The sequence below is a fragment of the Paracoccus sp. TOH genome (genome assembly GCF_030388245.1).
Taxonomy (GTDB): domain Bacteria; phylum Pseudomonadota; class Alphaproteobacteria; order Rhodobacterales; family Rhodobacteraceae; genus Paracoccus; species Paracoccus simplex.
Window position 1 is genome coordinate 73,800 of the sequence record NZ_CP098361.1, and the last position, 18,870, is coordinate 92,669.

20 protein-coding genes and 1 tRNA gene are annotated in these 18,870 nt (G+C 66.3%); 8 read left to right on the forward strand and 13 right to left on the reverse strand.

What is annotated here, in order from left to right; genetic code table 11:
* Positions 1 to 7 precede the first annotated feature (7 nt).
* A complete protein-coding gene (locus NBE95_RS11015) occupies positions 8 to 1,141 on the reverse strand; it encodes a hybrid-cluster NAD(P)-dependent oxidoreductase (RefSeq protein ID WP_289895499.1) in 1,134 nt (377 codons plus the stop codon).
* A 3-nt stretch (positions 1,142 to 1,144) separates the two neighbouring features.
* Positions 1,145 to 2,200 carry a Rieske 2Fe-2S domain-containing protein gene (locus tag NBE95_RS11020; RefSeq protein ID WP_289895500.1) on the reverse strand — a complete coding sequence of 352 codons (1,056 nt, stop codon included), beginning with the start codon at positions 2,198 to 2,200 and terminating at the stop codon, positions 1,145 to 1,147.
* A gap of 136 nt (positions 2,201 to 2,336) precedes the next feature.
* Here NBE95_RS11020 and NBE95_RS11025 point away from each other — a divergent pair, with 136 nt between their 5' ends.
* On the forward strand, positions 2,337 to 2,939 hold the full coding sequence (locus NBE95_RS11025; RefSeq protein ID WP_289895501.1) for a TetR/AcrR family transcriptional regulator: 603 nt from the start codon (positions 2,337 to 2,339) through the stop codon (positions 2,937 to 2,939).
* A 138-nt stretch (positions 2,940 to 3,077) separates the two neighbouring features.
* Here NBE95_RS11025 and NBE95_RS11030 read toward each other — a convergent pair whose 3' ends face one another.
* From NBE95_RS11030 to NBE95_RS11040, 3 genes are all read right to left on the reverse strand, one after another.
* Complete coding sequence (locus NBE95_RS11030; protein WP_289895502.1) at positions 3,078 to 3,281, reverse strand: VOC family protein; 204 nt, start codon at positions 3,279 to 3,281, stop codon at positions 3,078 to 3,080.
* Positions 3,282 to 3,286: 5 nt separating this feature from the next.
* Complete coding sequence (locus NBE95_RS11035; protein ID WP_289895503.1) at positions 3,287 to 3,466, reverse strand: hypothetical protein; 180 nt, start codon at positions 3,464 to 3,466, stop codon at positions 3,287 to 3,289.
* 639 nt (positions 3,467 to 4,105) lie between these two features.
* A tRNA-Tyr gene (locus NBE95_RS11040) sits at positions 4,106 to 4,189 on the reverse strand.
* 164 nt (positions 4,190 to 4,353) lie between these two features.
* Between NBE95_RS11040 and rlmB the strand changes: the two genes are divergently transcribed.
* The 3 genes from rlmB (at position 4,354) to NBE95_RS11055 (ending at position 6,302) form a co-directional block, all read left to right on the forward strand.
* A complete protein-coding gene (gene rlmB, locus NBE95_RS11045) occupies positions 4,354 to 5,151 on the forward strand; it encodes a 23S rRNA (guanosine(2251)-2'-O)-methyltransferase RlmB (protein ID WP_289895504.1) in 798 nt (265 codons plus the stop codon).
* Between the two features lie 134 nt (positions 5,152 to 5,285).
* The gene (locus NBE95_RS11050) at positions 5,286 to 5,663 is read left to right on the forward strand and encodes a YHS domain-containing (seleno)protein (protein ID WP_289895505.1); all 378 of its coding nucleotides are present in this window, start codon (positions 5,286 to 5,288) and stop codon (positions 5,661 to 5,663) included.
* A 186-nt stretch (positions 5,664 to 5,849) separates the two neighbouring features.
* Complete coding sequence (locus NBE95_RS11055) at positions 5,850 to 6,302, forward strand: CoA-binding protein (protein ID WP_289895506.1); 453 nt, start codon at positions 5,850 to 5,852, stop codon at positions 6,300 to 6,302.
* A 64-nt stretch (positions 6,303 to 6,366) separates the two neighbouring features.
* On the opposite strand, the gene NBE95_RS11060 is transcribed toward NBE95_RS11055, so the two are convergent.
* Complete coding sequence (locus tag NBE95_RS11060; RefSeq protein ID WP_289895507.1) at positions 6,367 to 7,386, reverse strand: ribose-phosphate pyrophosphokinase; 1,020 nt, start codon at positions 7,384 to 7,386, stop codon at positions 6,367 to 6,369.
* Positions 7,387 to 7,467: 81 nt separating this feature from the next.
* On the opposite strand from NBE95_RS11060, the gene NBE95_RS11065 reads away from it, so the two are divergent.
* The gene (locus tag NBE95_RS11065) at positions 7,468 to 8,067 is read left to right on the forward strand and encodes a 2-hydroxychromene-2-carboxylate isomerase (RefSeq protein WP_289895508.1); all 600 of its coding nucleotides are present in this window, start codon (positions 7,468 to 7,470) and stop codon (positions 8,065 to 8,067) included.
* On the forward strand, positions 8,064 to 8,834 hold the full coding sequence (locus tag NBE95_RS11070; RefSeq protein ID WP_289895509.1) for an alpha/beta fold hydrolase: 771 nt from the start codon (positions 8,064 to 8,066) through the stop codon (positions 8,832 to 8,834). The genes NBE95_RS11065 and NBE95_RS11070 overlap by 4 nt, the downstream gene beginning before the upstream one ends.
* Before the next feature lie 5 nt (positions 8,835 to 8,839).
* On the opposite strand, the gene NBE95_RS11075 is transcribed toward NBE95_RS11070, so the two are convergent.
* The 7 genes from NBE95_RS11075 to NBE95_RS11105 form a co-directional block, all read right to left on the reverse strand.
* Positions 8,840 to 9,190, reverse strand: coding sequence for an H-type lectin domain-containing protein (locus NBE95_RS11075; RefSeq protein ID WP_019353698.1), 351 nt, complete (start codon positions 9,188 to 9,190; stop codon positions 8,840 to 8,842).
* Between the two features lie 99 nt (positions 9,191 to 9,289).
* Positions 9,290 to 9,736 (reverse strand): F0F1 ATP synthase subunit epsilon, encoded by a 447-nt coding sequence (locus tag NBE95_RS11080; RefSeq protein ID WP_289895510.1) that lies wholly within the window; start codon positions 9,734 to 9,736, stop codon positions 9,290 to 9,292.
* Positions 9,737 to 9,745: 9 nt separating this feature from the next.
* The gene (gene atpD, locus NBE95_RS11085) at positions 9,746 to 11,170 is read right to left on the reverse strand and encodes a F0F1 ATP synthase subunit beta (RefSeq protein WP_289895511.1); all 1,425 of its coding nucleotides are present in this window, start codon (positions 11,168 to 11,170) and stop codon (positions 9,746 to 9,748) included.
* 18 nt (positions 11,171 to 11,188) lie between these two features.
* Positions 11,189 to 12,061, reverse strand: a complete 873-nt coding sequence (locus tag NBE95_RS11090; RefSeq protein ID WP_289895512.1) for a F0F1 ATP synthase subunit gamma — start codon at positions 12,059 to 12,061, stop codon at positions 11,189 to 11,191.
* Between the two features lie 12 nt (positions 12,062 to 12,073).
* Entirely contained in the window at positions 12,074 to 13,609 is a 1,536-nt protein-coding gene (gene atpA, locus NBE95_RS11095) for a F0F1 ATP synthase subunit alpha (RefSeq protein WP_289895513.1), read from the reverse strand.
* The gene (locus NBE95_RS11100) at positions 13,609 to 14,175 is read right to left on the reverse strand and encodes a F0F1 ATP synthase subunit delta (RefSeq protein ID WP_289895514.1); all 567 of its coding nucleotides are present in this window, start codon (positions 14,173 to 14,175) and stop codon (positions 13,609 to 13,611) included. The genes atpA and NBE95_RS11100 overlap by 1 nt, the downstream gene beginning before the upstream one ends.
* Positions 14,176 to 14,456: 281 nt before the next feature.
* Positions 14,457 to 15,278: a methyltransferase domain-containing protein gene (locus tag NBE95_RS11105; RefSeq protein ID WP_289895515.1), complete on the reverse strand. Its 822-nt coding sequence runs from the start codon at positions 15,276 to 15,278 to the stop codon at positions 14,457 to 14,459.
* Between the two features lie 51 nt (positions 15,279 to 15,329).
* Between NBE95_RS11105 and gloB the strand changes: the two genes are divergently transcribed.
* Both gloB and clpA read left to right on the forward strand, forming a co-directional pair.
* Positions 15,330 to 16,076 (forward strand): hydroxyacylglutathione hydrolase, encoded by a 747-nt coding sequence (gene gloB, locus NBE95_RS11110; protein ID WP_289895516.1) that lies wholly within the window; start codon positions 15,330 to 15,332, stop codon positions 16,074 to 16,076.
* Between the two features lie 262 nt (positions 16,077 to 16,338).
* Positions 16,339 to 18,660: an ATP-dependent Clp protease ATP-binding subunit ClpA gene (gene clpA, locus NBE95_RS11115; RefSeq protein WP_289895517.1), complete on the forward strand. Its 2,322-nt coding sequence runs from the start codon at positions 16,339 to 16,341 to the stop codon at positions 18,658 to 18,660.
* Positions 18,661 to 18,870 lie beyond the last annotated feature (210 nt).

Genomic DNA, 18,870 nt, shown 5'->3' on the forward strand with positions numbered 1-18,870 from the left:
TTGGCTCCTATAATGCGATGCTGACGGCGCCCTGCGGACGGCCGCAGCAGGTCAGCACCATCCCCTGCTCCAGCTCGCCGGGGGCGAGGCCCTCGGTATCGTCCATGGCGACATTCCCGGCGCTGCAATGCGCCTTGCAGGTGCCGCAAAGCCCCATCTGGCAATTGGTCGGCACGGCGATGCCTTCGCGCGAGGCGACGTCGAGGATGGTCTCGCCCGGCCGATAGGGCGCGGTCCTGTCCGACAGGGTAAAGCGGATCAGGTGCTCGCCTTCGGCTTCGGGCTGGCGGTCCGCCTGCGGCGACGGGGCGGCAACGGCCTCGTCCAACCCATCGGGACGCAGGCGTTCGGGCGTGGCGCCGTCGGGATTGCGCCGCTCGGTGGCGTCGCCGAAACTCTCCTCATGGTAATGCGCCATGTCGAAGCCGGCCTCGCCCAGCATCGCCCTGACCGCCCGCATATAGGGCGCCGGCCCGCAGGTCAGGACCGTGCAGTCATGCAGGTCGGGCACATGCGCCTGAAGCATGTCACGGGTCAGGAAACCCGCCTCCATGCCCGGCAGGGCGTCGCGTTCGCAGATGAAGCCCGGCGTCATGCCGCCGCGCGCCGCGATCGCCGCAAGCTCGCCCTGGAACAGCAGGTCCGCCGGGCTGCGGGCCGAATGCAGGAAGCTCACGCGATATGCGGTCTCGCGCCGGTCTTGCAGGTAACGCAGCATCGCCATCATCGGCGTGATGCCCGAGCCGCCCGAGAGCATGACGATATGCCGGCGCGGCGCGACCGAGAACAGCTCGAAACTGCCGCCGGGGCCCTGCGCGGCCAGCCGGTCGCCGATGCGCAGCACGTCGTGCATGTAGCGCGAGACAAGTCCGTTCGGATCGCGCTTGACGGTCAGCGTCAGCAGCATCGGCCGCGAGGGCGGCGAGGCGATGGTGTAGGATCGCGGCACCAGCACCTCGCCATGCCGCAGCCGCAGGGTCAGGAACTGCCCCGGCCGGTGCAGGCACAGCGGCACCTCGCCCGCCGCATCGGGCAGAACGCGAAGGTGGAACGACTTCACGTCATGGGTTTCGGTTTCGATGTCGACGCATTCCAGCGTCAGCCGGGTCGGGGTCCATTGCAACGGCAGGGGCTGCAACATGGCTCAGATATCGTCGCGTTCGGTGTCGAGGAACGCCTTCAGCGCCTGGGGCCCCTGCGCCTTGGCCTTGCAAAGCGCGTAGAGCAGCCGGCGATAGGTCAGCGACACCTTGTCGGGCGCGACCGCGATCTCGTCGCGGGGATGCGGGATCTGTTCGGGATCCTGGCTTTCGACGATATCGACATCCTCCTCGAGGATACGCATCTGCTGGTCGATATGCGGCTGGTCCGGCCCGTCCAGATCGCCGTTCCGGCAGGCGAACCAGAAGCTGCGGCAGTGGATGTCGTCCAGCGGCGTCGCCCAGACCCACAGCACGGTGCGGGCGCCGTTCTGCAAGGTCAGGTCCACGGTCACGCCGAAGGGCAGCCGGATGGTGTAGTCCGAAAAGGCCAGCGGAGAGAAATTGCCGCTGGCATCGACCGCATTGCGCGCGCCCTTGGGCGGGGCATAGCGGAACCGCATCCTGCCCTCCTTGCGGAAGGCGATCTGCGGAGTCAGGAAGGTCACATGGCCGGCACTGCCCAGAGTCTCGGGATGGACGAAGGGGAAATGCGCCAGATCGGTATAGTTCTCGACCCGTCGCGCCGAATGGGTCTTCCAGTCGTAGCTGGGGCCGGGCACGCAGCGGAAGGTCGGGTCGTCGAAGACCGGATGCTCGGGGATCGCGGTCCCGGCGCTGCCGTCCAGCCGGACCCAGACCAGCCCGTAACGCTCGGCGCAGTCATAGCTGATGGCCCTGGCGTTGGGCGGGATCGGGCCGTCCGGCGCCGCCGGGATGCCCTTGCACGAACCGTCCGCCCCCCATTGCCAGCCGTGATAGGGGCATTGCACGCTGTCGCCCCGGTTCCAGCCCAGATGCAGCTTGGCCGAGCGGTGCGGGCAGCGGTTGTTCATCGCCACCACGCCCGAATCCAGCCGCGCGATCACCAGTTCGGTGCCCAGCAGCCGGGCGCAAAGCAGCTCGCCCCGCCCCTTGTCGGAGTCCGCCAGTTCCTTGACTGTGCAGACCGGGTGCCAGAAATAGCGCCAGGTGTCGTTGTCCAGAAAGCTCTCGCCCATGTATCGTCCTCCCGATGAATGAAGCTGGCCGGCCCCCTGCCATTGCTGCGGCGGAGGGATTACGTTACAAATAATAACGTTACTACATGTAACGCTATTAAGCCGACTCGCCCGGTTCTGGCAAGGGGGAATTGCCGTGAAGACAGACAGAAAGCCGCGTGGCCGCCCGATGGACGAGGAACTGGGCGCGCGGGTGCTGGGCGCGACTTGGGCGCTGCTGGCCGAAAAATCCCTGTCCGAGCTGACCCTGAACGAGATCGCCGGCGCGGCGGGGACCAGCCGCCCGGCGCTTTATCGGCGCTGGAATTCGGTCGAGGCCATCGTGATCGACGCCTTCCTCGCCATGGTCGAGGACGAGGTTCCGACCCCCGGCATCGCCGAGCCGGCGCTTGCGCTGCAGGAATACATCGTCTCGCTGGCGCGTTTCCTGCAGGGCCGGGTCGGCCGGGTGATCGCCGAGCTTCTGGGCCGCGCGCAGAACGACGAAGCGCTGATGGCGGCGTTTCACCAAGGCTTCCTGGTCCCGCGCCGCAACCATGCGCGCGAGCTGATCGCGCGCGGCCAGGCGGCTGGGGTGTTCCGTGCCGGCCTGGACCTGGACCTGATCATCGACCTTTATGCGGGCCCGATCTATTTCCGCGCCTTCTCGAAGCATGCGCCGCTGGATCGGGACTTCGCCGATGGGCTGGCCCGGCTGGTGGTCGAGGCCCTGCGCCCTCCCGGCGGCGCAGCCGACTGAAGCGAGTTGTATGAAGGCGGGTGATCCGCCCACATATTGGCACCGTAGCGATTGCGCCATTCCATGCCGCAGGGCGGGGCCGTTCCTGATCAGGAACGTCCGCGGAATGTCCTCATAGGGTGCAGCCGGCGATGGCTGCTACCTGCCTTCGCATGCGAATCCCGGCACGGCGACGCCCGCCGGCAAGGAGGCTGCCGAGATCCGGGCGATGTTTCCTTCCGGATCCTGGAAGACCACCTGCCAATGGCCGCAATAGGTTGCGAAGGGCGGCTTGACGATTGCCCCGCCCAGATCGACGATCTGGCGCGCGATGGCCTCGACGCTCTCGTGATCCGCGATCACGAAGGTCAGGAGAGACCCGATCGGTTCTTGCCGAAATGCGTCTCACGCCCGGAAAGACCCAGCAGCGCATAGGCCTCGCCGCTGTGAAAGGCGATGCGGGTGCCGTCCTGGGCAATGGCGCGATAGATCGGCGAGGCCGCCTCATGGACCTCGGACCAGCCGAGGATCGCGGCGTAAAACCGCATCTGCGCATCGATATCGCGGCAGAACAGGTTGAAGACGGGCTGGAAGCGCCTTGAACCGCGCCGGGTTTGCCGGAGGCTGATTTCGGTTAGTTACGCGGCGATGTCTTCAGTTTCCAAAGCCGCGTAGAAGTTGACCTCGGCTTCTGTGGGCGGGATGTTCCCGATTGGGTTTCGGTTCGGTCTGATCCGACTAGCTACCCGCAGGGCGGGTCTTGCGACCCGGTCGGATCAGGGAACGCCATTGCGCAACGGTGTGTCAGGATGGCGGCAAGGCCCGATTAGGCCGTTAATATCTGTATTCTCTCGTAACCATCAATCGTCATGATTCTGATGGGTATGCGAGTGGGCCTCCCCATTGGGGTATTAATTAATTCAATAAAAACAATTACTTAAAAAAATAAGTGGTGAGCGACTCTGGAATCCCATTCCTCCCCACGGGGTTGCGCGGCGGGAAACTGTGGCATAATCTTCAACAGTGCCGTCGGATGGAGTGCCAGCTCCTCCGACGGTTTTCTTTTGCGCAGAGGTCAAGCCGCAAAACTGCGGGACACCTGCGTCATAACCCATTGATTTGCATGCTGCCGCATTGCACGAATGCGGGACACCACTTCGTTGATTTTGTTCAGTTTTCAGAAGAAGTGGTGGGCGACCCTGGAATCGAACCAGGCATGGGTCTCCCCGGCGGAGTTACAGTCCGCTGCCGCACCTTGCAGCACGTCGCCCGCCGAACGCTCTCGGCGTGAGGGGGTGATTAGCCCGGCCGGATCAGGGCGTCAAGCGGTGCGCGGCGAGTTTTTTGCGCTTTCCCGAACCTGCCCGGTCGAAGTCGGAAAACTTGCATTCGGCAGCGAATTCTGCGCAGTCGAGACAAGAACGGGGATTGCGACATGGCAGAGAAAGCTCAGAAATCCAAAAAGCCCGCCTGGGTGATCGACAAGGAACGCGCCCGCCGCGCCGCTGCGGCCGAAACCGTCTGGCTGTTCGGCCTGCACGCGGTGCGCGACGCGCTCGCCAATCCCAAGCGCGAGAAGCTGCGACTCGTCGTCACCCAGAACGCTCTCGACCGGTTGGGGCCCCTGCCCGGCGATGTCGTGCCCGAGATCACCGACGCCCGGGTCTTCGACCGCAGCGTCCCGCTGCCGCCGGAAAGCGTGCATCAGGGCGCCGCGCTGGAGGTGAAGCCGCTGAAATGGGGCAGCCTGACCGATCTCGCCCTGTCAGGGCCCGGCCGGCCGCTGCTGGTGGCGCTGGACCGGGTCACCGATCCGCATAACGTCGGGGCGATCCTGCGCTCTGCCGAGGTGTTCGGCGCCCGCGCGGTCATCGCGCCCTCGCGCCATGCCGCGCCCGAAACCGGCGCCCTGGCCAAGACCGCCTCGGGCGCGCTGGAGCGCCAGCCCTATCTGCGTGTCACCAACCTGGCCGATGCGCTGATCGAGCTGCAAGGCATGGGCTATGCGGTCCTGGGCCTGGACGGCACCGGAGAGGACACCCTGCCCGAGGCGCTGCAGGACCTCTCGGGCCGGCCGATCTGCCTGGTGCTGGGCGCCGAGGGCCCCGGCCTGCGCGAGCGCACGCGCGAGACCTGCGACCGCATCCTGCGCATTCCCTTCGCGGCGGATTTCGGCTCGCTCAACGTCTCGAACGCCGCGGCGGTGGCGCTCTACGCCGCCTCACGCTGTTGAGCGCCGGGATCACATCGCTGCTAGAACCCGCCCGGCTTGGTTGAGAATCGCCGGTCGATTTGCCAGATGCTGAGAAGCGCCCAGCATCTTCGGTCATCATGATTCGCCCGTTCCTTGTCAGCCTGCTGCTTTTCATGCCCGTTTCTTCGGCGATGGCGCAGGATTGGGCACTGGACGGCATGGATCCGGTCTCCTACTGGGCCGAAAATGCCGCGGTGCCGGGACGTTCGGACCTGGTGACGCTGTGGCGCGGCAAGGAATGGCATTTCGCCAGCGAGCAGAATCGCAGCCTTTTCGAAGCTAATCCGGGGGCTTACGCGCCCGGCCTCGGCGGGCTTTGCGTGGTGGCGCTGTCCGAAGGCCGGTCCGAGCCGGGCAATCCGCGCTATTTCGTGGTCATCGGCCAGCGCACCTATTTTCTGCGCACGGAACAGGCGCGTCAGCGGCTTCTTGCCGATCCTCAGCATGTGCTGATGCGGGCAAAGGCGTTCTGGACGCGGACGAATCCGTAAGATCTTCACATTTTTGCGAGAGGGGTGGAACCTTTTGGCCACGGTTCCCATTTATTTACCGAACATGACCACGGAACGGTCATGTTCAGATCACTGTCCCTCGTTCCGCGACTTGCGCCCGGCCAGACCTCTGGACCGGGCGCTTTTTCCATGCCACTTTCGGTTGAGATCTTGGGGGAGGATCAGATGAACCTGGCAGTACTTCGCGATATCGGCACGTCACCGGTCGATGAGGACATTTCCCGCATCGCCCGGAGCACGCGCTGCATCGCCATCGTCGGCCTGTCGCCGAACGAGGCCCGACCATCCTGGGGTGTCGCCCGCTATCTGAAATCGCAGGGCTACCGGGTGATTCCGGTCAATCCCGGCCATGCCGGCGGCACCATCCTTGACGAGCTTGTCTATGCCGACCTGCGGGCCATTCCGCATGAGACCGGCGTGGACATGGTGGACATCTTCCGCCGGTCCGAGGCGGTGCCCGGCATCGTCGACCAGGCGCTGTACAGCCTGCCGCGGCTGCGCACGATCTGGATGCAACTGGGCGTCAGCCACGCGCTGGCCGCGAGTCGGGCGCGGGCAAAGGGGCTGACGGTGATCGAGGATCGTTGCCCCAAGATCGAATTCCCGCGCTTCCTGTGACACGAGAAAGGCCCCGGCTGGTTACCGGGGCCTTGAGCCATGGACGGGCCGAGACGGCCCAGGGTCAGATACCCGAATAGAGCCCCTCGTAGATCGGCCCCAACGTGTCCACCTCGAACAGCGAACTGACCGAGGTGCCGTTCCAGATGTTCAGGATCGCCTGGGCAAACATCGGCGCGGTCGGCACGATGCGGATGTTCGAGGCGGATTTCACCTTCTCGGTCGGCTCGATCGAATCGGTGATGACCAGCGATTTCATCACCGAGCCCTGCACCCGCTCGACCGCGGGGCCGGACAGGACACCGTGGGTGATGTAGGCATGCACCTCGGTCGCGCCGTGCTCGGTCAGCACCTGCGCCGCCTTGCAAAGCGTGCCGGCAGTGTCGCAGATGTCGTCGACGATGATGCAGGTCTTGCCGGTCACGTCGCCGATCACCGTCATCTCGGCGATTTCGCCCGGTTTCTCGCGGCGCTTGTCGACGATGGCCAAGGGCGCGCCGATGCGCTGCGCCAGTTCCCGCGCCCGCGCCACGCCGCCCACGTCGGGCGAGATCACCATCAGATCCGACAGCCGTTCGCGGAAATGGTGCTTGATGTCCAGCGCAAAGACCGGCGCGGCATAAAGGTTGTCCACCGGAATGTCGAAGAAGCCCTGGATCTGCGCCGCGTGCAGGTCCAGCGTCAGCACCCGGTCCACGCCCGCCTCGGTCAGCAGGTTGGCCACCAGCTTGGCGCTGATCGGCGTGCGGGCCTTGGCGCGGCGGTCCTGGCGGGCATAGCCGAAATAGGGAATCACCGCGGTGATGCGCGCCGCCGACGAACGCTTCAGCGCATCTGTCATGATCAGCAGCTCCATCAGGTTGTCATTGGCCGGGTTCGAGGTCGGCTGGATGATGAACATGTCCTCGCCGCGGACGTTCTCATAGACCTCGACGAAGATCTCCTGATCGTTGAAACGCTCGACCCGCGCCTCGATGGGGGCGACGTTCATCCCGCGATGCATCGACATGCGCCGGGCGATGGCATTGGCCAGAGGCCGGTTCGCATTCCCCGCGATGAGCTTCGGTTCGGTCATGGCCGGCATGGGCTTTCCCTGTCTGGATTCGTGCGATTGCACCCCGCTTAGCACCGGGCTAGCTTGCCCGCAAACCCCGGAGGCACACTCATGGCGCATATCGACTATTACTTCGGCACACCCAGCCCCTGGGCCTATCTGGCCGGGGACCGGCTTGAACGGATCGCCGCCCGCCATGGCGCGTCGATCACCTACAAGCCCGTGGACCTGATGCAGCTTTTCGACCGCACCGGCGGCGTGCGACCGGCGAACCGCCACCCCTCGCGGATGGAATACCGCGCCCAGGAGCTGCGGCGCTGGTCCCAGCATCTGGGCGTGCCCCTGAACCTGAAGCCCGCCTTCTGGCCGGTGAACCCGGCGCCCTCCTCCTATGCGATCATCGCCGCGCAACAGGCCGGCGGCGGCGACCTGCCGGGGCTGGTGCAGGGCTTCCTGCGCGGGGTCTGGGCCGAAGATGCCGACATCGCCGACGATGCGGTGATCCGCGCCAAGCTCGCCGCCGCGGGCTTCGACCCCGATCTTGCCGACAAGGGCCTGTTCGTCGGGGCCGAGACCTTCGGCCGCAATCTGGAACACGCGGCCGAGGCCGGCGTCTTCGGCTCGCCCTTCTATGTGGTGCGCGACAGCGGCGAGCGGTTCTGGGGCCAGGACCGGCTGGATTTCCTCGACCGGTATCTGGCCGGCCTGTGAGCGCACTGCATCTGAGGCATTGGCCGGGGCCCGAGGAGCGCCCGGCCCTGGCGTTGCATTGCATGATGGGCAATGCCGGCTATTGGAAGCCGATCGCCGCGGATCTGCGTCATCGCGTGCGGATCGCCGCGCCCGACCTGCCCGGTCATGGCCAGAGCCCCGACTGGGCCGGCGGACCGCCCGACTACCATACCTTCGTGACCCGCGCGGCGGCGGCACTGATCGACCGCCCGCTGGATCTGATCGGGCACAGCATGGGCGCCACCGTCGCCCTGCGCATCGCCGTGGCGGCGCCCGAGGCGGTACGCAGCCTGACCCTGATCGAGCCGGTGCTGTTCGCCGCCGCACCCGAGGTCATGAACGATGCGCTTCTGGACGATGTCGCGGCCCGGCTTGCCGCCGGCGCCGATGCCGAGGCGGCACAGGCTTTCCTGGGCGTCTGGGGCGGGCTCGACTGGCAATCCCAGACCCCTGCCGGCCAGGCGCGGCTGACACGGCAGATCCATCTGGTGCAGGCCAGCAACGAGGCGCTGCGCCAGGACAGTGCCAATATCCTGCGCGAGGGCGGGCTGGAAGCCATCGACGCCCCGGTGCTGATCGTCATGGGGGCCGAGTCGCCGCCGGTGATCCCGGCCATCGCCGACGCCCTGGCGGCGCGGCTGCCGGATGTCGGGCGCGCCCGTGTGCCGGGGGCCGGACACATGCTGCCCATCACCCATCCGCGGCAGGTGGCCGAGCTGATCGGGCTGAACCTCGACCGCGCCTGAGCAGATCAGTCCGGATCCCAGTCATCCTCGTGCCGGACCGGGCCGATGGCCATCCAGCTGGCCCGCACCCGGGCGACGCGGGTGTCGCCCCAGGTGCGGAACTGCAGCTCGAACCCGTCGGTGGTGATGTGGGCCGCCTGGATGTCGGCACGCTGATTGGCGTTGCGATCCACGTCCCACATGCTCAGCCCGACATGCACGACCGGGGGTTCGGCGAAGCTCTCGTCGAAGCGCACGCGCTGGACCTCGACCCGCGCCCCCTGCCCGGTCCACATCGGGCCGCCGCTCTCGAAAGCCGAGAACATCTCGGTCGAGCCATTGGCGACACCGACGGCGAAATGGCCAAAACGTCTCAAGTCCCGTTCCTCTCCCCCAGCGATATGGAATGACCAGAGAACGAATTAATAAAGCCCCGGAACCTCCGGGGCTTGTTATCTTTTTAGACAATACCCGCGTCAGTGCGGAAAATTTGCCTGGTTCGGATCGAGCCCGATATGGGTGCCGAGCGCCTCCATGTCGGCCAGCAGCTTGACCGCCGCGGCGACCAGCTCCTCTCCGGCGGATTCGCGCTCCTTGGCGGCCTGCACGCGACGATGCGCCTGGGCCATCATCTCGTTGAAGACCTCCTGCGTCATCTCGGCGCGGGGATGCCCGCGCTCGGCCAGCAGGGTGACGGATTCGTTGTTGATCTCGGCGAAGCCGCCGGTGACCGCGAATTCCGTCTCGGACCCGTCGCCCGCCACCACGGTCACCAGACCGGGGCGCAGGTTGACGATGGCCGGCGCATGGCCGGGCATCGCCGTCAGGTCGCCATCGGCGCCGGGCAGGCGCACCTCGCGCACCGGGACGGAAACCAGGTTCCGTTCCGGCGAGACGAGGTCGAACTGCATCGTGTCGGCCATGTCGCCCCCTTATGCCGCGTCAGCGGCGAGACGCTGAGCCTTGGCTTTCACATCCTCGATGCCGCCGACCATGTAGAAGGCCGCTTCCGGCAGGTGGTCGTATTCGCCGTTCACCACCGCCTTGAACGACTTGATCGTGTCCTCCAGCGGCACCTGCACGCCGTCCGAGCCGGTGAAGACCTTGGCGACGTCGAAGGGCTGCGACAGGAAGCGCTGGATCTTCCGGGCGCGGGCCACGGTCAGCTTGTCCTCCTCGGACAGTTCGTCCATGCCGAGAATGGCGATGATGTCCTGCAGCGACTTGTATTTCTGCAGGATGCCCTGCACCGCGCGGGCGGTGTTGTAATGCTCATCACCCACGACGGCCGGGTCGAGGATCCGCGAGTTCGAGTCGAGCGGGTCCACGGCCGGGTAGATGCCCAGTTCCGAGATCGCGCGCGACAGAACCGTCGTGGCGTCGAGGTGGGCGAAGGTCGTGGCAGGCGCCGGGTCGGTCAGGTCGTCGGCCGGAACATAGACGGCCTGGATCGAGGTGATCGAGCCGCTCTTGGTCGAGGTGATGCGTTCCTGCATCGCGCCCATGTCGGTGGCCAGCGTCGGCTGGTAGCCCACGGCCGAGGGGATGCGGCCCAGAAGCGCCGACACTTCCGAACCCGCCTGGGTAAAACGGAAGATGTTGTCGACGAAGAACAGGACGTCGGTGCCGGTGGCGTCGCGGAACTGCTCGGCCAGGGTCAGGCCGGTCAGCGCGACGCGCATCCGCGCGCCCGGGGGCTCGTTCATCTGGCCATAGACCAGGGCCACCTGCGATTCCGCCAGGTTGTCGGGCTTGATGACGCCCGATTCGACCATCTCGTGATACAGGTCGTTGCCTTCACGGGTCCGCTCGCCGACGCCGGCGAACACCGAATAGCCCGAGTGCACCTTGGCGATGTTGTTGATCAGTTCCATGATCAGAACCGTCTTGCCCACGCCGGCGCCGCCGAACAGGCCGATCTTGCCGCCCTTGGAGTAAGGGGCCAGCAGGTCGATGACCTTGATGCCGGTGACGAGGATCTCGGACGCGGTCGCCTGCTGGGCGAAGTCCGGGGCCGGCTGGTGGATGGCGCGCTTCTCGGTCGCCTCGATCGGGGCGCCTTCGTCCACCGGCTCGCCGACGACGTTGATGATGCGGCCCAGGGTCGCGTCGCCCACCGGAACGGTGATCGGGCCGCCGGTATCGCGCACCGGCAGACCGCGGACCAGACCTTCGGTCGCGTCCATGGCGATGGTGCGGACGGTGTTCTCGCCCAGGTGCTGGGCCACTTCCAGCACCAGGCGCTTGCCGTTGTTCTCGGTTTCCAGAGCGTTCAGAATCGCGGGAAGCTGCCCGTCGAACTGCACGTCGACCACGGCGCCGATCACCTGCGTGATTTTTCCTTTGGCCTCTGCCATGTGTTTAACCCCTACGTGTCAGAGCGCCTCTGCGCCCGAGATGATTTCAATCAGTTCCTTGGTGATCGCGGCCTGACGCGAGCGGTTGTACTCGGTGGTCAGACGGTCGATCATGTCGCCGGCATTGCGCGTGGCGTTGTCCATGGCGGTCATCCGCGCGCCCTGCTCGGAGGCGGCGTTTTCCAGCAGCGCCGCGAAGACCTGCGTCGCCACCGAACGCGGCAGCAGGTCGTTCAGGATCGCATGCTCATCCGGCTCGTAATCGTAGAGCGCCGAGGCCGCGGCCTCGCCCTCCTCGACCACGGCGGGAATGACCTGCCGGGCGGTCGGAACCTGGCTGATGACGGATTCGAAACGGTTGTAGAACAGCGTGGCCACGTCGAACTGCCCCGCCTCGAACCGGTCGAGAATCTCGTCGGCGATGGCGCGCGCATTGTCATAACCGATGCGCTTGACCTCGCTGAGATCGACGTGATTCACGAAGAGATTGCCGTATTCGCGCTTGAGCTGCTCGCGGCCCTTCTTGCCGACGGTCAGGATTTCCACCTGCTTGCCCTGCGCCTGCAGGTCCAGCAGGCGCTGGCGGGCGAGCTTGACGATGGACGAGTTGAACCCGCCCGCAAGCCCGCGCTCCGAGGTCATCACCACCAGCAGGTGGCGGCGGTCTTCGCCGGTCCCGGCCAGCAGCCGCGGCGCCATGTCCGAGCCGGCCGCTGCAGCGGTCAGCCCGGCCATCACCGTGGACATCCGGTCGGCATAGGGACGCGCCGCCTCCGCCGCTTCCTGCGCCCGGCGCAGTTTCGCGGCGGCGACCATCTGCATCGCCTTGGTGATCTTGCGCGTGTTCTTGACGCTGCCGATCCGGTTCTTGAGATCCTTGAGGCTGGGCATCTATCCCTCCCCTCAGGCGTAGGTCTTGGCGTAACCGTCCAGCGCCGCCTTGATCGCATCCTCCAGATCGCCCGCCACTTTGCGGTCGTTCCGGGTCATGTCGTCCAGCAGATCGGCCTTCTGGTTGCGCAGGTACTGGATCAGGCCCTGTTCCCAACGGGTCACGTCGGCAACCGGAATGCTGTCCAGATAGCCCTTGGTGCCGGCATAGATCACGATGACGATCTCGGCGTTGGTCAGCGGCGAATATTGCGGCTGCTTCATCAGCTCGGTCAGGCGCGCGCCGCGGTTCAACAGCTTCTGCGTCGCGGCGTCGAGGTCCGAGCCGAACTGCGCAAAGGCCGCCATCTCGCGATACTGGGCCAGTTCCAGCTTGACCGGGCCGGCGACCGATTTCATCGCCTTGGTCTGGGCGGCCGAGCCGACGCGCGACACCGACAGGCCGGTGTTCACGGCCGGGCGGATGCCCTGGAAGAACAGTTCGGTTTCCAGGAAGATCTGGCCGTCGGTGATCGAGATCACGTTGGTCGGGATATAGGCCGACACGTCGCCCGCCTGGGTTTCGATGATCGGCAGCGCGGTCAGCGAGCCGGCGCCGTTGTTCTCGTTCAGCTTGGCCGAACGCTCCAGCAGGCGCGAGTGCAGGTAGAACACGTCGCCCGGATAGGCTTCGCGCCCCGGCGGACGGCGCAGCAGCAGCGACATCTGGCGATAGGCCACGGCCTGTTTCGACAGGTCGTCATAGATGATCAACGCATCCATGCCGTTGTCGCGGAAATATTCGCCCATGGCGGTCGCCGAATAGGGCGCCAGATACTGCATCGGCGCGGGGTCCGAGGCGGTCGCGGCCACGACGGTGGTGTAGGCCATGGCACCGGTCTCTTCCAGCTTCTTCACCAGCTGGGCCACGGTCGAGCGCTTCTGGCCGACGGCGACATAGATGCAGTGCAGGGTCTTCATGCCATCGGCCTCGCGGCCGTTGTAATTCGCCTGGTTCAGGATGGTGTCCAGCGCGATGGCGGTCTTGCCGGTCTGGCGGTCGCCGATGATCAGCTCGCGCTGGCCGCGGCCGACGGGGATCATGGCGTCGACCGATTTCAGGCCGGTCGCCATCGGCTCGTGCACCGATTTGCGCGGCATGATGCCGGGCGCCTTGACGTCGGCGATGGCCATGATCGGGTCGGCGATCGGGCCCTTGCCGTCGATCGGGTTGCCGAGCGCGTCGACGACGCGGCCCAGCAGGCCCTTGCCGGTCGGGACTTCCACGATGGCGCCGGTGCGCTTGACGGTGTCGCCTTCCTTGATCGAACGGTCGTCGCCGAAGATCACGACGCCGACGTTGTCGGTTTCAAGGTTCAGCACCATGCCGCGGATGCCGCCCGGGAATTCGACCATCTCGCCGGCCTGAACCTTGTCCAGGCCGTAGACGCGGGCGATGCCGTCCCCGACGGACAGCACCTGCCCGACCTCGGCCACCTCGGCGTCCTGACCGAAATTCTTGATCTGATCCTTAAGGATGGCCGAGATTTCGGCAGCCTGGATTCCCATTATCCGACCTCTTTCATAGCATTCTGGAGGGAGGCGAGCTTGGAGCGGATCGAGCTGTCGATCATCTGCGAGCCCAGTTTGACGATCATGCCGCCGATGAGGCTTTCATCGACGCGCGCGTTCAGTTTCACCTTCTTGCCCGATTTCACGGCCAGCGTGTCCGCGAGACGGGTCTTCTGCTCGTCGCTCAGCGCCTGGGCGCTGACCACGTCGGCGGTGACCTCGCCGCGCGCATCGGCGATCAGGCCGCGCAGCCGGGCGATGAACTGCGGCAGGGCGAACAACCGGCGGTTTTTCGCCATCAGCCGCAGCGTGTTGGCCAGTTCGGGCGACAGGCCCATGCGCTCGGCCAGGGTGCCGATCGCCGCTTCCTGCTGCTGGCGGTCGTAAAGGGGCGAGACGGTCAGATCGCGCAGATCCTTGCTGGCGTCATAGGCCAAGGCCAGATCATCGATCTGGCTGGACAGGGCGTCGATGCCACCCGCATCCCGGACCAGATCGAACAGGGCCTGTGCGTAACGCCCGGCGATATCAGCGGAAATCGAAGCGGAATTGGCCACGGTCATCCTTCCGGTTAGCGCAAGCTCCGCTGGCGGGCCGGCTGGCAGGCCGGTCAGTCGCGGAGCGCGGGTCAAGGGTCGGCCCTGGCATGGATCGGGCTGAGGCCTTCCCGAAAATCTGCGGCGTCTCTAGCAGGTGATTTTCGCTGCCGCAACCGCCTTGAACACGGAAATGAGAGTGTTTCGGTCCTTAGGGATGGCGAGTTTTCCGCCGATTGCGCAAACAGCCGCGGCGCATGGCTTCTCGCGCGGGTGCGCGTGGGCGCGATATGGATTTCGGGCCGGGGTCAGGTCGGCCGAGGATTCGCCCCGCCGCGCCCCGGACCGCCGGCGGGACCGCGGGCGGCCCGCCCGGCGCCCTGCCCCGCCGGCCGCGGCCGGGCGATGCCCTCGAGCACGTCGAGCGGGCTCGGCACGCTGACCTTCCGGCCGCGGCCGACCGGCGCCTGGACCTGCTTGGTGAACTCGGTCAGCACCACCCCGGCGACCAGCACCTGGCTGATGCGCAGCCCGGTCCGTTCCCACATCTGGGCGCTTTTCAGCCAGAACCGCCGGTCCGAGGGCGGGATATAAAGCGCCGCCCCCGTCCGCTCGGGCACGAAGCCGGCCGCGCGGGCCTGCGCCTCGAGCTGGCCGGCGGTGTAGCTGCGCCCGAAGCCAAAGGGCGTGGTCTCGGACCGCGCCCAGAGCCCGGCGCGGTTCGGCCCCATGACCAGCATCCGCCCGCCCGGCCCCAGCACCCGCCAGGCCTCGTCCAGCAGCACCGCGGGATGATCGGCGGTCTCCAGCGCGTGCAGCAGCACCAGCCGGTCGACGCTGCCGGTGTCCAGCGGCCAGGCGGCTTCCTCGCACAGGACCGAGCAGTTCGGCATGCCGGCCGGCCAGGCCATTACCCCCTGCGGCCCCGGCATCAGCGAGACGACGCGCCGCGCCCGCGCCAGATAGGGCCGCAGCAGCGGTGCCGCGAAGCCGTAGCCGGCCACGGTCATGCCCTGCACCTGCTCGGGCGGCCACAGGCCGGTCAGCCGGTCGCGCAACACCCGCTGCACCACCCGCCCCAGCGCGCGGGTATAATAGAACTTCCGTAGCTCATAGACGTCGTGATGCATTGCGCCTCCGGCTTCGCGAGGCCAGACTGCGGCAAAGTGAGGAATTTGCCAATGCCGCTGGAACTCGTCCCCGTCCGCTGCCTGACCGACAATTACGCCTGGCTGCTGCATGGCAATGGCAGCACGGCGCTGGTCGACGCCCCCGAGGCGGCGCCCATCCTGGCCGAGCTTGCCGCCCGGGGCTGGTCGCTGGACCTGATCGCCCTGACCCATCACCATGCCGACCACATCCAGGCGGTGCCGGAACTGGTCGGGGCGACCGGCGCCCGGGTGCTTGGCAATGCCCAGGACGCCGCCCGTCTGCCGCCGCTCGACCAGCCCGTCCGGCCGGGCGGGCGTTTCGCCCTTGCCGGCGAGGAAGCCGAGGTGATCGACGTGTCCGGCCACACCATCGGCCATGTCGCCTTCCATCTGCCGGCATCGGCCATGGTCTTCACCGCCGACAGCCTGATGGCGCTGGGTTGCGGCCGGCTGTTCGAGGGTGATGCCGCGATGATGTGGGCCTCGCTTTCGCGCCTGAACGCGCTGCCGGGCGAAACCCTGGTCTGCTCGGGGCACGATTATTGCCGGGGCAACGGCGCCTTTGCGCTGTCCGTCGATCCCGACAATGCCGCTTTGCGGCAAAGGCTGGCCGAAACCGCCGCGGGCGCGCGGCCCTGCGCCCCCGCGACCCTGGCCGAGGAACGGGCGACGAATCCTTTCCTGCGCGTGGCGGAATTGCGCGATTCCCTTGGCCTGCAAGGCCGATCCGATGCCGGGGTCTTTGCCGAGTTGCGGGCGCGCAAGGACAGGTTCTAGGCCGCTCCGCAGCGGAGGCAAGGAAAATCTGCCTTGCCGCGACATTCATCCGATCGGCGTGGCCGGCAGGGATCCGATGCTTGAAATTTCCCCGGCCGATCATCACATCTGCCTCAACCGCCGGAAATTCGGCACGAGCGAAAGCAAATACCGCTTGAATTGCGCGAAAATCCACCGATTCTTAACTGTATCGTGACAGTCTGGTCAGGTGGACCGCTAAATCTGGCGGCCCATACCGCCAGCCGACTGACAGGAGCTTGAAGTGCCGTCCTTTTCGACCTCCCTGGAACAGGCCATCCATGCCGCGCTTGCGCTGGCCAACGAACATCGCCATGAGCTTGCCACGCTCGAGCACCTGCTGCTCGCGCTGACGGAGGAGCCCGATGCCGTGAAGGTGATGCGGGCTTGCAATGTCGATCTGGACGAGTTGCGCCGCATGCTGGTCGAGTTCATCGAGGACGACCTCTCGACCCTCATCACCGATGTCGAGGGTTCCGAGGCCGTCCCCACCGCCGCCTTCCAGCGCGTGATCCAGCGCGCCGCGATCCATGTCCAAAGTTCGGGCCGGACCGAGGTGACCGGGGCCAATGTCCTGGTTGCCATCTTCGCCGAGCGGGAATCGAACGCCGCCTTCTTCCTGCAGGAACTGGACATGACCCGCTATGACGCGGTGAACTTCATCGCCCATGGCGTGGCCAAGAATCCCTCCTTCTCGGAAAACCGTCCCGTTCAGGGCGCCGAGCAGCAGGGCGAGCAGGTCCAGGCCGAGCAGACCCAGGCCAAGGACGAATCCGCGCTGTCGAAATATTGCGTGGACCTGAACAAGAAGGCCTGCAAGGGCGACGTGGACCCGCTGATCGGCCGCGCCGACGAGGTCGAGCGCTGCATCCAGGTGCTGTGCCGCCGGCGCAAGAACAACCCGCTGCTGGTCGGCGATCCCGGCGTCGGCAAGACCGCCATCGCCGAGGGCCTGGCGCTGAAGATCACCCGGGGCGAGACGCCGGACGTTCTGGCCGGCTCGACCATCTTCTCGCTCGACATGGGCGCGCTGCTGGCCGGCACCCGCTATCGCGGCGATTTCGAGGAGCGGCTGAAGGCCGTCGTCAAGGAGTTGGAGGAGCATCCCGACGCCATCCTGTTCATCGACGAGATCCATACCGTGATCGGCGCCGGCGCCACTTCCGGCGGGGCGATGGATGCCTCGAACCTGCTGAAACCGGCGCTGGCCGGCGGCAAGCTGCGCTGCATGGGCTCGACCACCTACAAGGAGTTCCGCCAGCATTTCGAAAAGGACCGCGCGCTGTCGCGTCGCTTCCAGAAGATCGACGTGAACGAGCCTTCGGTGCCGGATGCGATCAAGATCCTGATGGGTCTGAAGCCCAGCTTCGAAAAGCACCACGAGCTGCGCTATACCACCGATGCCATCAAGTCGGCGGTGGAACTGGCTTCGCGCTACATCAATGACCGCAAGCTGCCCGACAGCGCCATCGACGTGATCGACGAGGCGGGCGCGGCGCAGCACCTGGTCGCAGAAAGCAAACGCCGCAAGACCATCGGCCCCAAGGAGATCGAGGCCATCGTCGCCAAGATCGCCCGCATCCCGCCGAAAAGCGTCTCCAAGGACGATGCGGCGGTGCTGAAGGACCTGGAAGCGACGCTGAAACGCCTGGTCTTCGGTCAGGACAAGGCGATCGAGGCGCTGGCCTCCTCGATCAAGCTGGCCCGGGCCGGGTTGCGCGAACCCGAAAAGCCGATCGGCAACTACCTGTTCGCCGGCCCCACCGGCGTCGGCAAGACCGAGGTCGCCAAACAGCTCGCCTCGTCGCTGGGGGTGGAGCTGCTGCGCTTCGACATGTCCGAATATATGGAGAAGCACGCGGTCAGCCGGCTGATCGGCGCGCCGCCGGGCTATGTCGGCTTCGACCAGGGCGGGCTTTTGACCGATGGCGTCGACCAGCATCCGCATTGCGTGCTGCTGCTGGACGAGATCGAAAAGGCGCATCCGGATGTCTACAACATCCTGCTGCAGGTCATGGATCACGGCAAGCTCACCGACCATAACGGCCGGCAGGTGGATTTCCGCAACGTGATCCTGATCATGACCTCGAACGCGGGCGCCGCCGACCAGGCCAAGGCCGCCTTCGGCTTCGGCCGCGACCGCCGCGAGGGCGAGGATACCGCCGCCATCGAGCGCACCTTCACGCCCGAATTCCGCAACCGGCTGGACGCGGTGATCAGCTTCGCGCCGCTCTCGCGCGAGATCATCGTCCAGGTGGTCGAGAAATTCGTCCTCCAGCTCGAGGCGCAGCTGATCGACCGCGGCGTCCATATCGAGCTCACTCCTGAAGCCGCCGACTGGCTGGCCGAACGCGGCTATGACGAGAAGATGGGCGCCCGCCCGCTGGGCCGGGTGATCCAGGAAACGATCAAGAAACCTCTGGCCGAGGAACTGCTGTTCGGCCGGCTGACCAAGGGCGGCGTGGTGCGGGTGCGGATCGAGGACGACAAGCCGGTCTTCGACATCACCGGTCCCGAAGCGCCCAAGATCAGCAATTCCAAGCCGCCGCTGCTGACGGCCGACTGATCCGGACCCAAGGGGGCGATGCCGACCGGCATCGCCCTTTTCGTTCAGACCGCCCGACAAGCGATCCACCGTCGTATCAGCCCTCGGATGCCGCAGGCGGTCCCGCCGCATGCCTCGGCCGGCAGCCGATAGGCGGAGCCCTGCGAAACCGCCAGCCAGGCCCCAGGCATCCCAGACACATACCACGCGCGCCCTTTTCCAACGGGGGCG

What these genes read in the sequence shown, in the direction of transcription:
- NBE95_RS11015 (WP_289895499.1), bottom strand. Translation starts at nt 1,141, where the DNA reads ATGTTGCAGCCCCTGCCGTTGCAATGGACCCCGACCCGGCTGACGCTG.
- NBE95_RS11020 (WP_289895500.1), bottom strand. Translation starts at nt 2,200, where the DNA reads ATGGGCGAGAGCTTTCTGGACAACGACACCTGGCGCTATTTCTGGCAC.
- NBE95_RS11035 (WP_289895503.1), bottom strand. Translation starts at nt 3,466, where the DNA reads ATGCGGTTTTACGCCGCGATCCTCGGCTGGTCCGAGGTCCATGAGGCG.
- rlmB (WP_289895504.1), top strand. Translation starts at nt 4,354, where the DNA reads ATGGCAGAGAAAGCTCAGAAATCCAAAAAGCCCGCCTGGGTGATCGAC.
- NBE95_RS11050 (WP_289895505.1), top strand. Translation starts at nt 5,286, where the DNA reads ATGCCCGTTTCTTCGGCGATGGCGCAGGATTGGGCACTGGACGGCATG.
- NBE95_RS11055 (WP_289895506.1), top strand. Translation starts at nt 5,850, where the DNA reads ATGAACCTGGCAGTACTTCGCGATATCGGCACGTCACCGGTCGATGAG.
- NBE95_RS11060 (WP_289895507.1), bottom strand. Translation starts at nt 7,386, where the DNA reads ATGCCGGCCATGACCGAACCGAAGCTCATCGCGGGGAATGCGAACCGG.
- NBE95_RS11065 (WP_289895508.1), top strand. Translation starts at nt 7,468, where the DNA reads ATGGCGCATATCGACTATTACTTCGGCACACCCAGCCCCTGGGCCTAT.
- NBE95_RS11080 (WP_289895510.1), bottom strand. Translation starts at nt 9,736, where the DNA reads ATGGCCGACACGATGCAGTTCGACCTCGTCTCGCCGGAACGGAACCTG.
- atpD (WP_289895511.1), bottom strand. Translation starts at nt 11,170, where the DNA reads ATGGCAGAGGCCAAAGGAAAAATCACGCAGGTGATCGGCGCCGTGGTC.
- NBE95_RS11090 (WP_289895512.1), bottom strand. Translation starts at nt 12,061, where the DNA reads ATGCCCAGCCTCAAGGATCTCAAGAACCGGATCGGCAGCGTCAAGAAC.
- atpA (WP_289895513.1), bottom strand. Translation starts at nt 13,609, where the DNA reads ATGGGAATCCAGGCTGCCGAAATCTCGGCCATCCTTAAGGATCAGATC.
- NBE95_RS11100 (WP_289895514.1), bottom strand. Translation starts at nt 14,175, where the DNA reads ATGACCGTGGCCAATTCCGCTTCGATTTCCGCTGATATCGCCGGGCGT.
- NBE95_RS11105 (WP_289895515.1), bottom strand. Translation starts at nt 15,278, where the DNA reads ATGCATCACGACGTCTATGAGCTACGGAAGTTCTATTATACCCGCGCG.
- gloB (WP_289895516.1), top strand. Translation starts at nt 15,330, where the DNA reads ATGCCGCTGGAACTCGTCCCCGTCCGCTGCCTGACCGACAATTACGCC.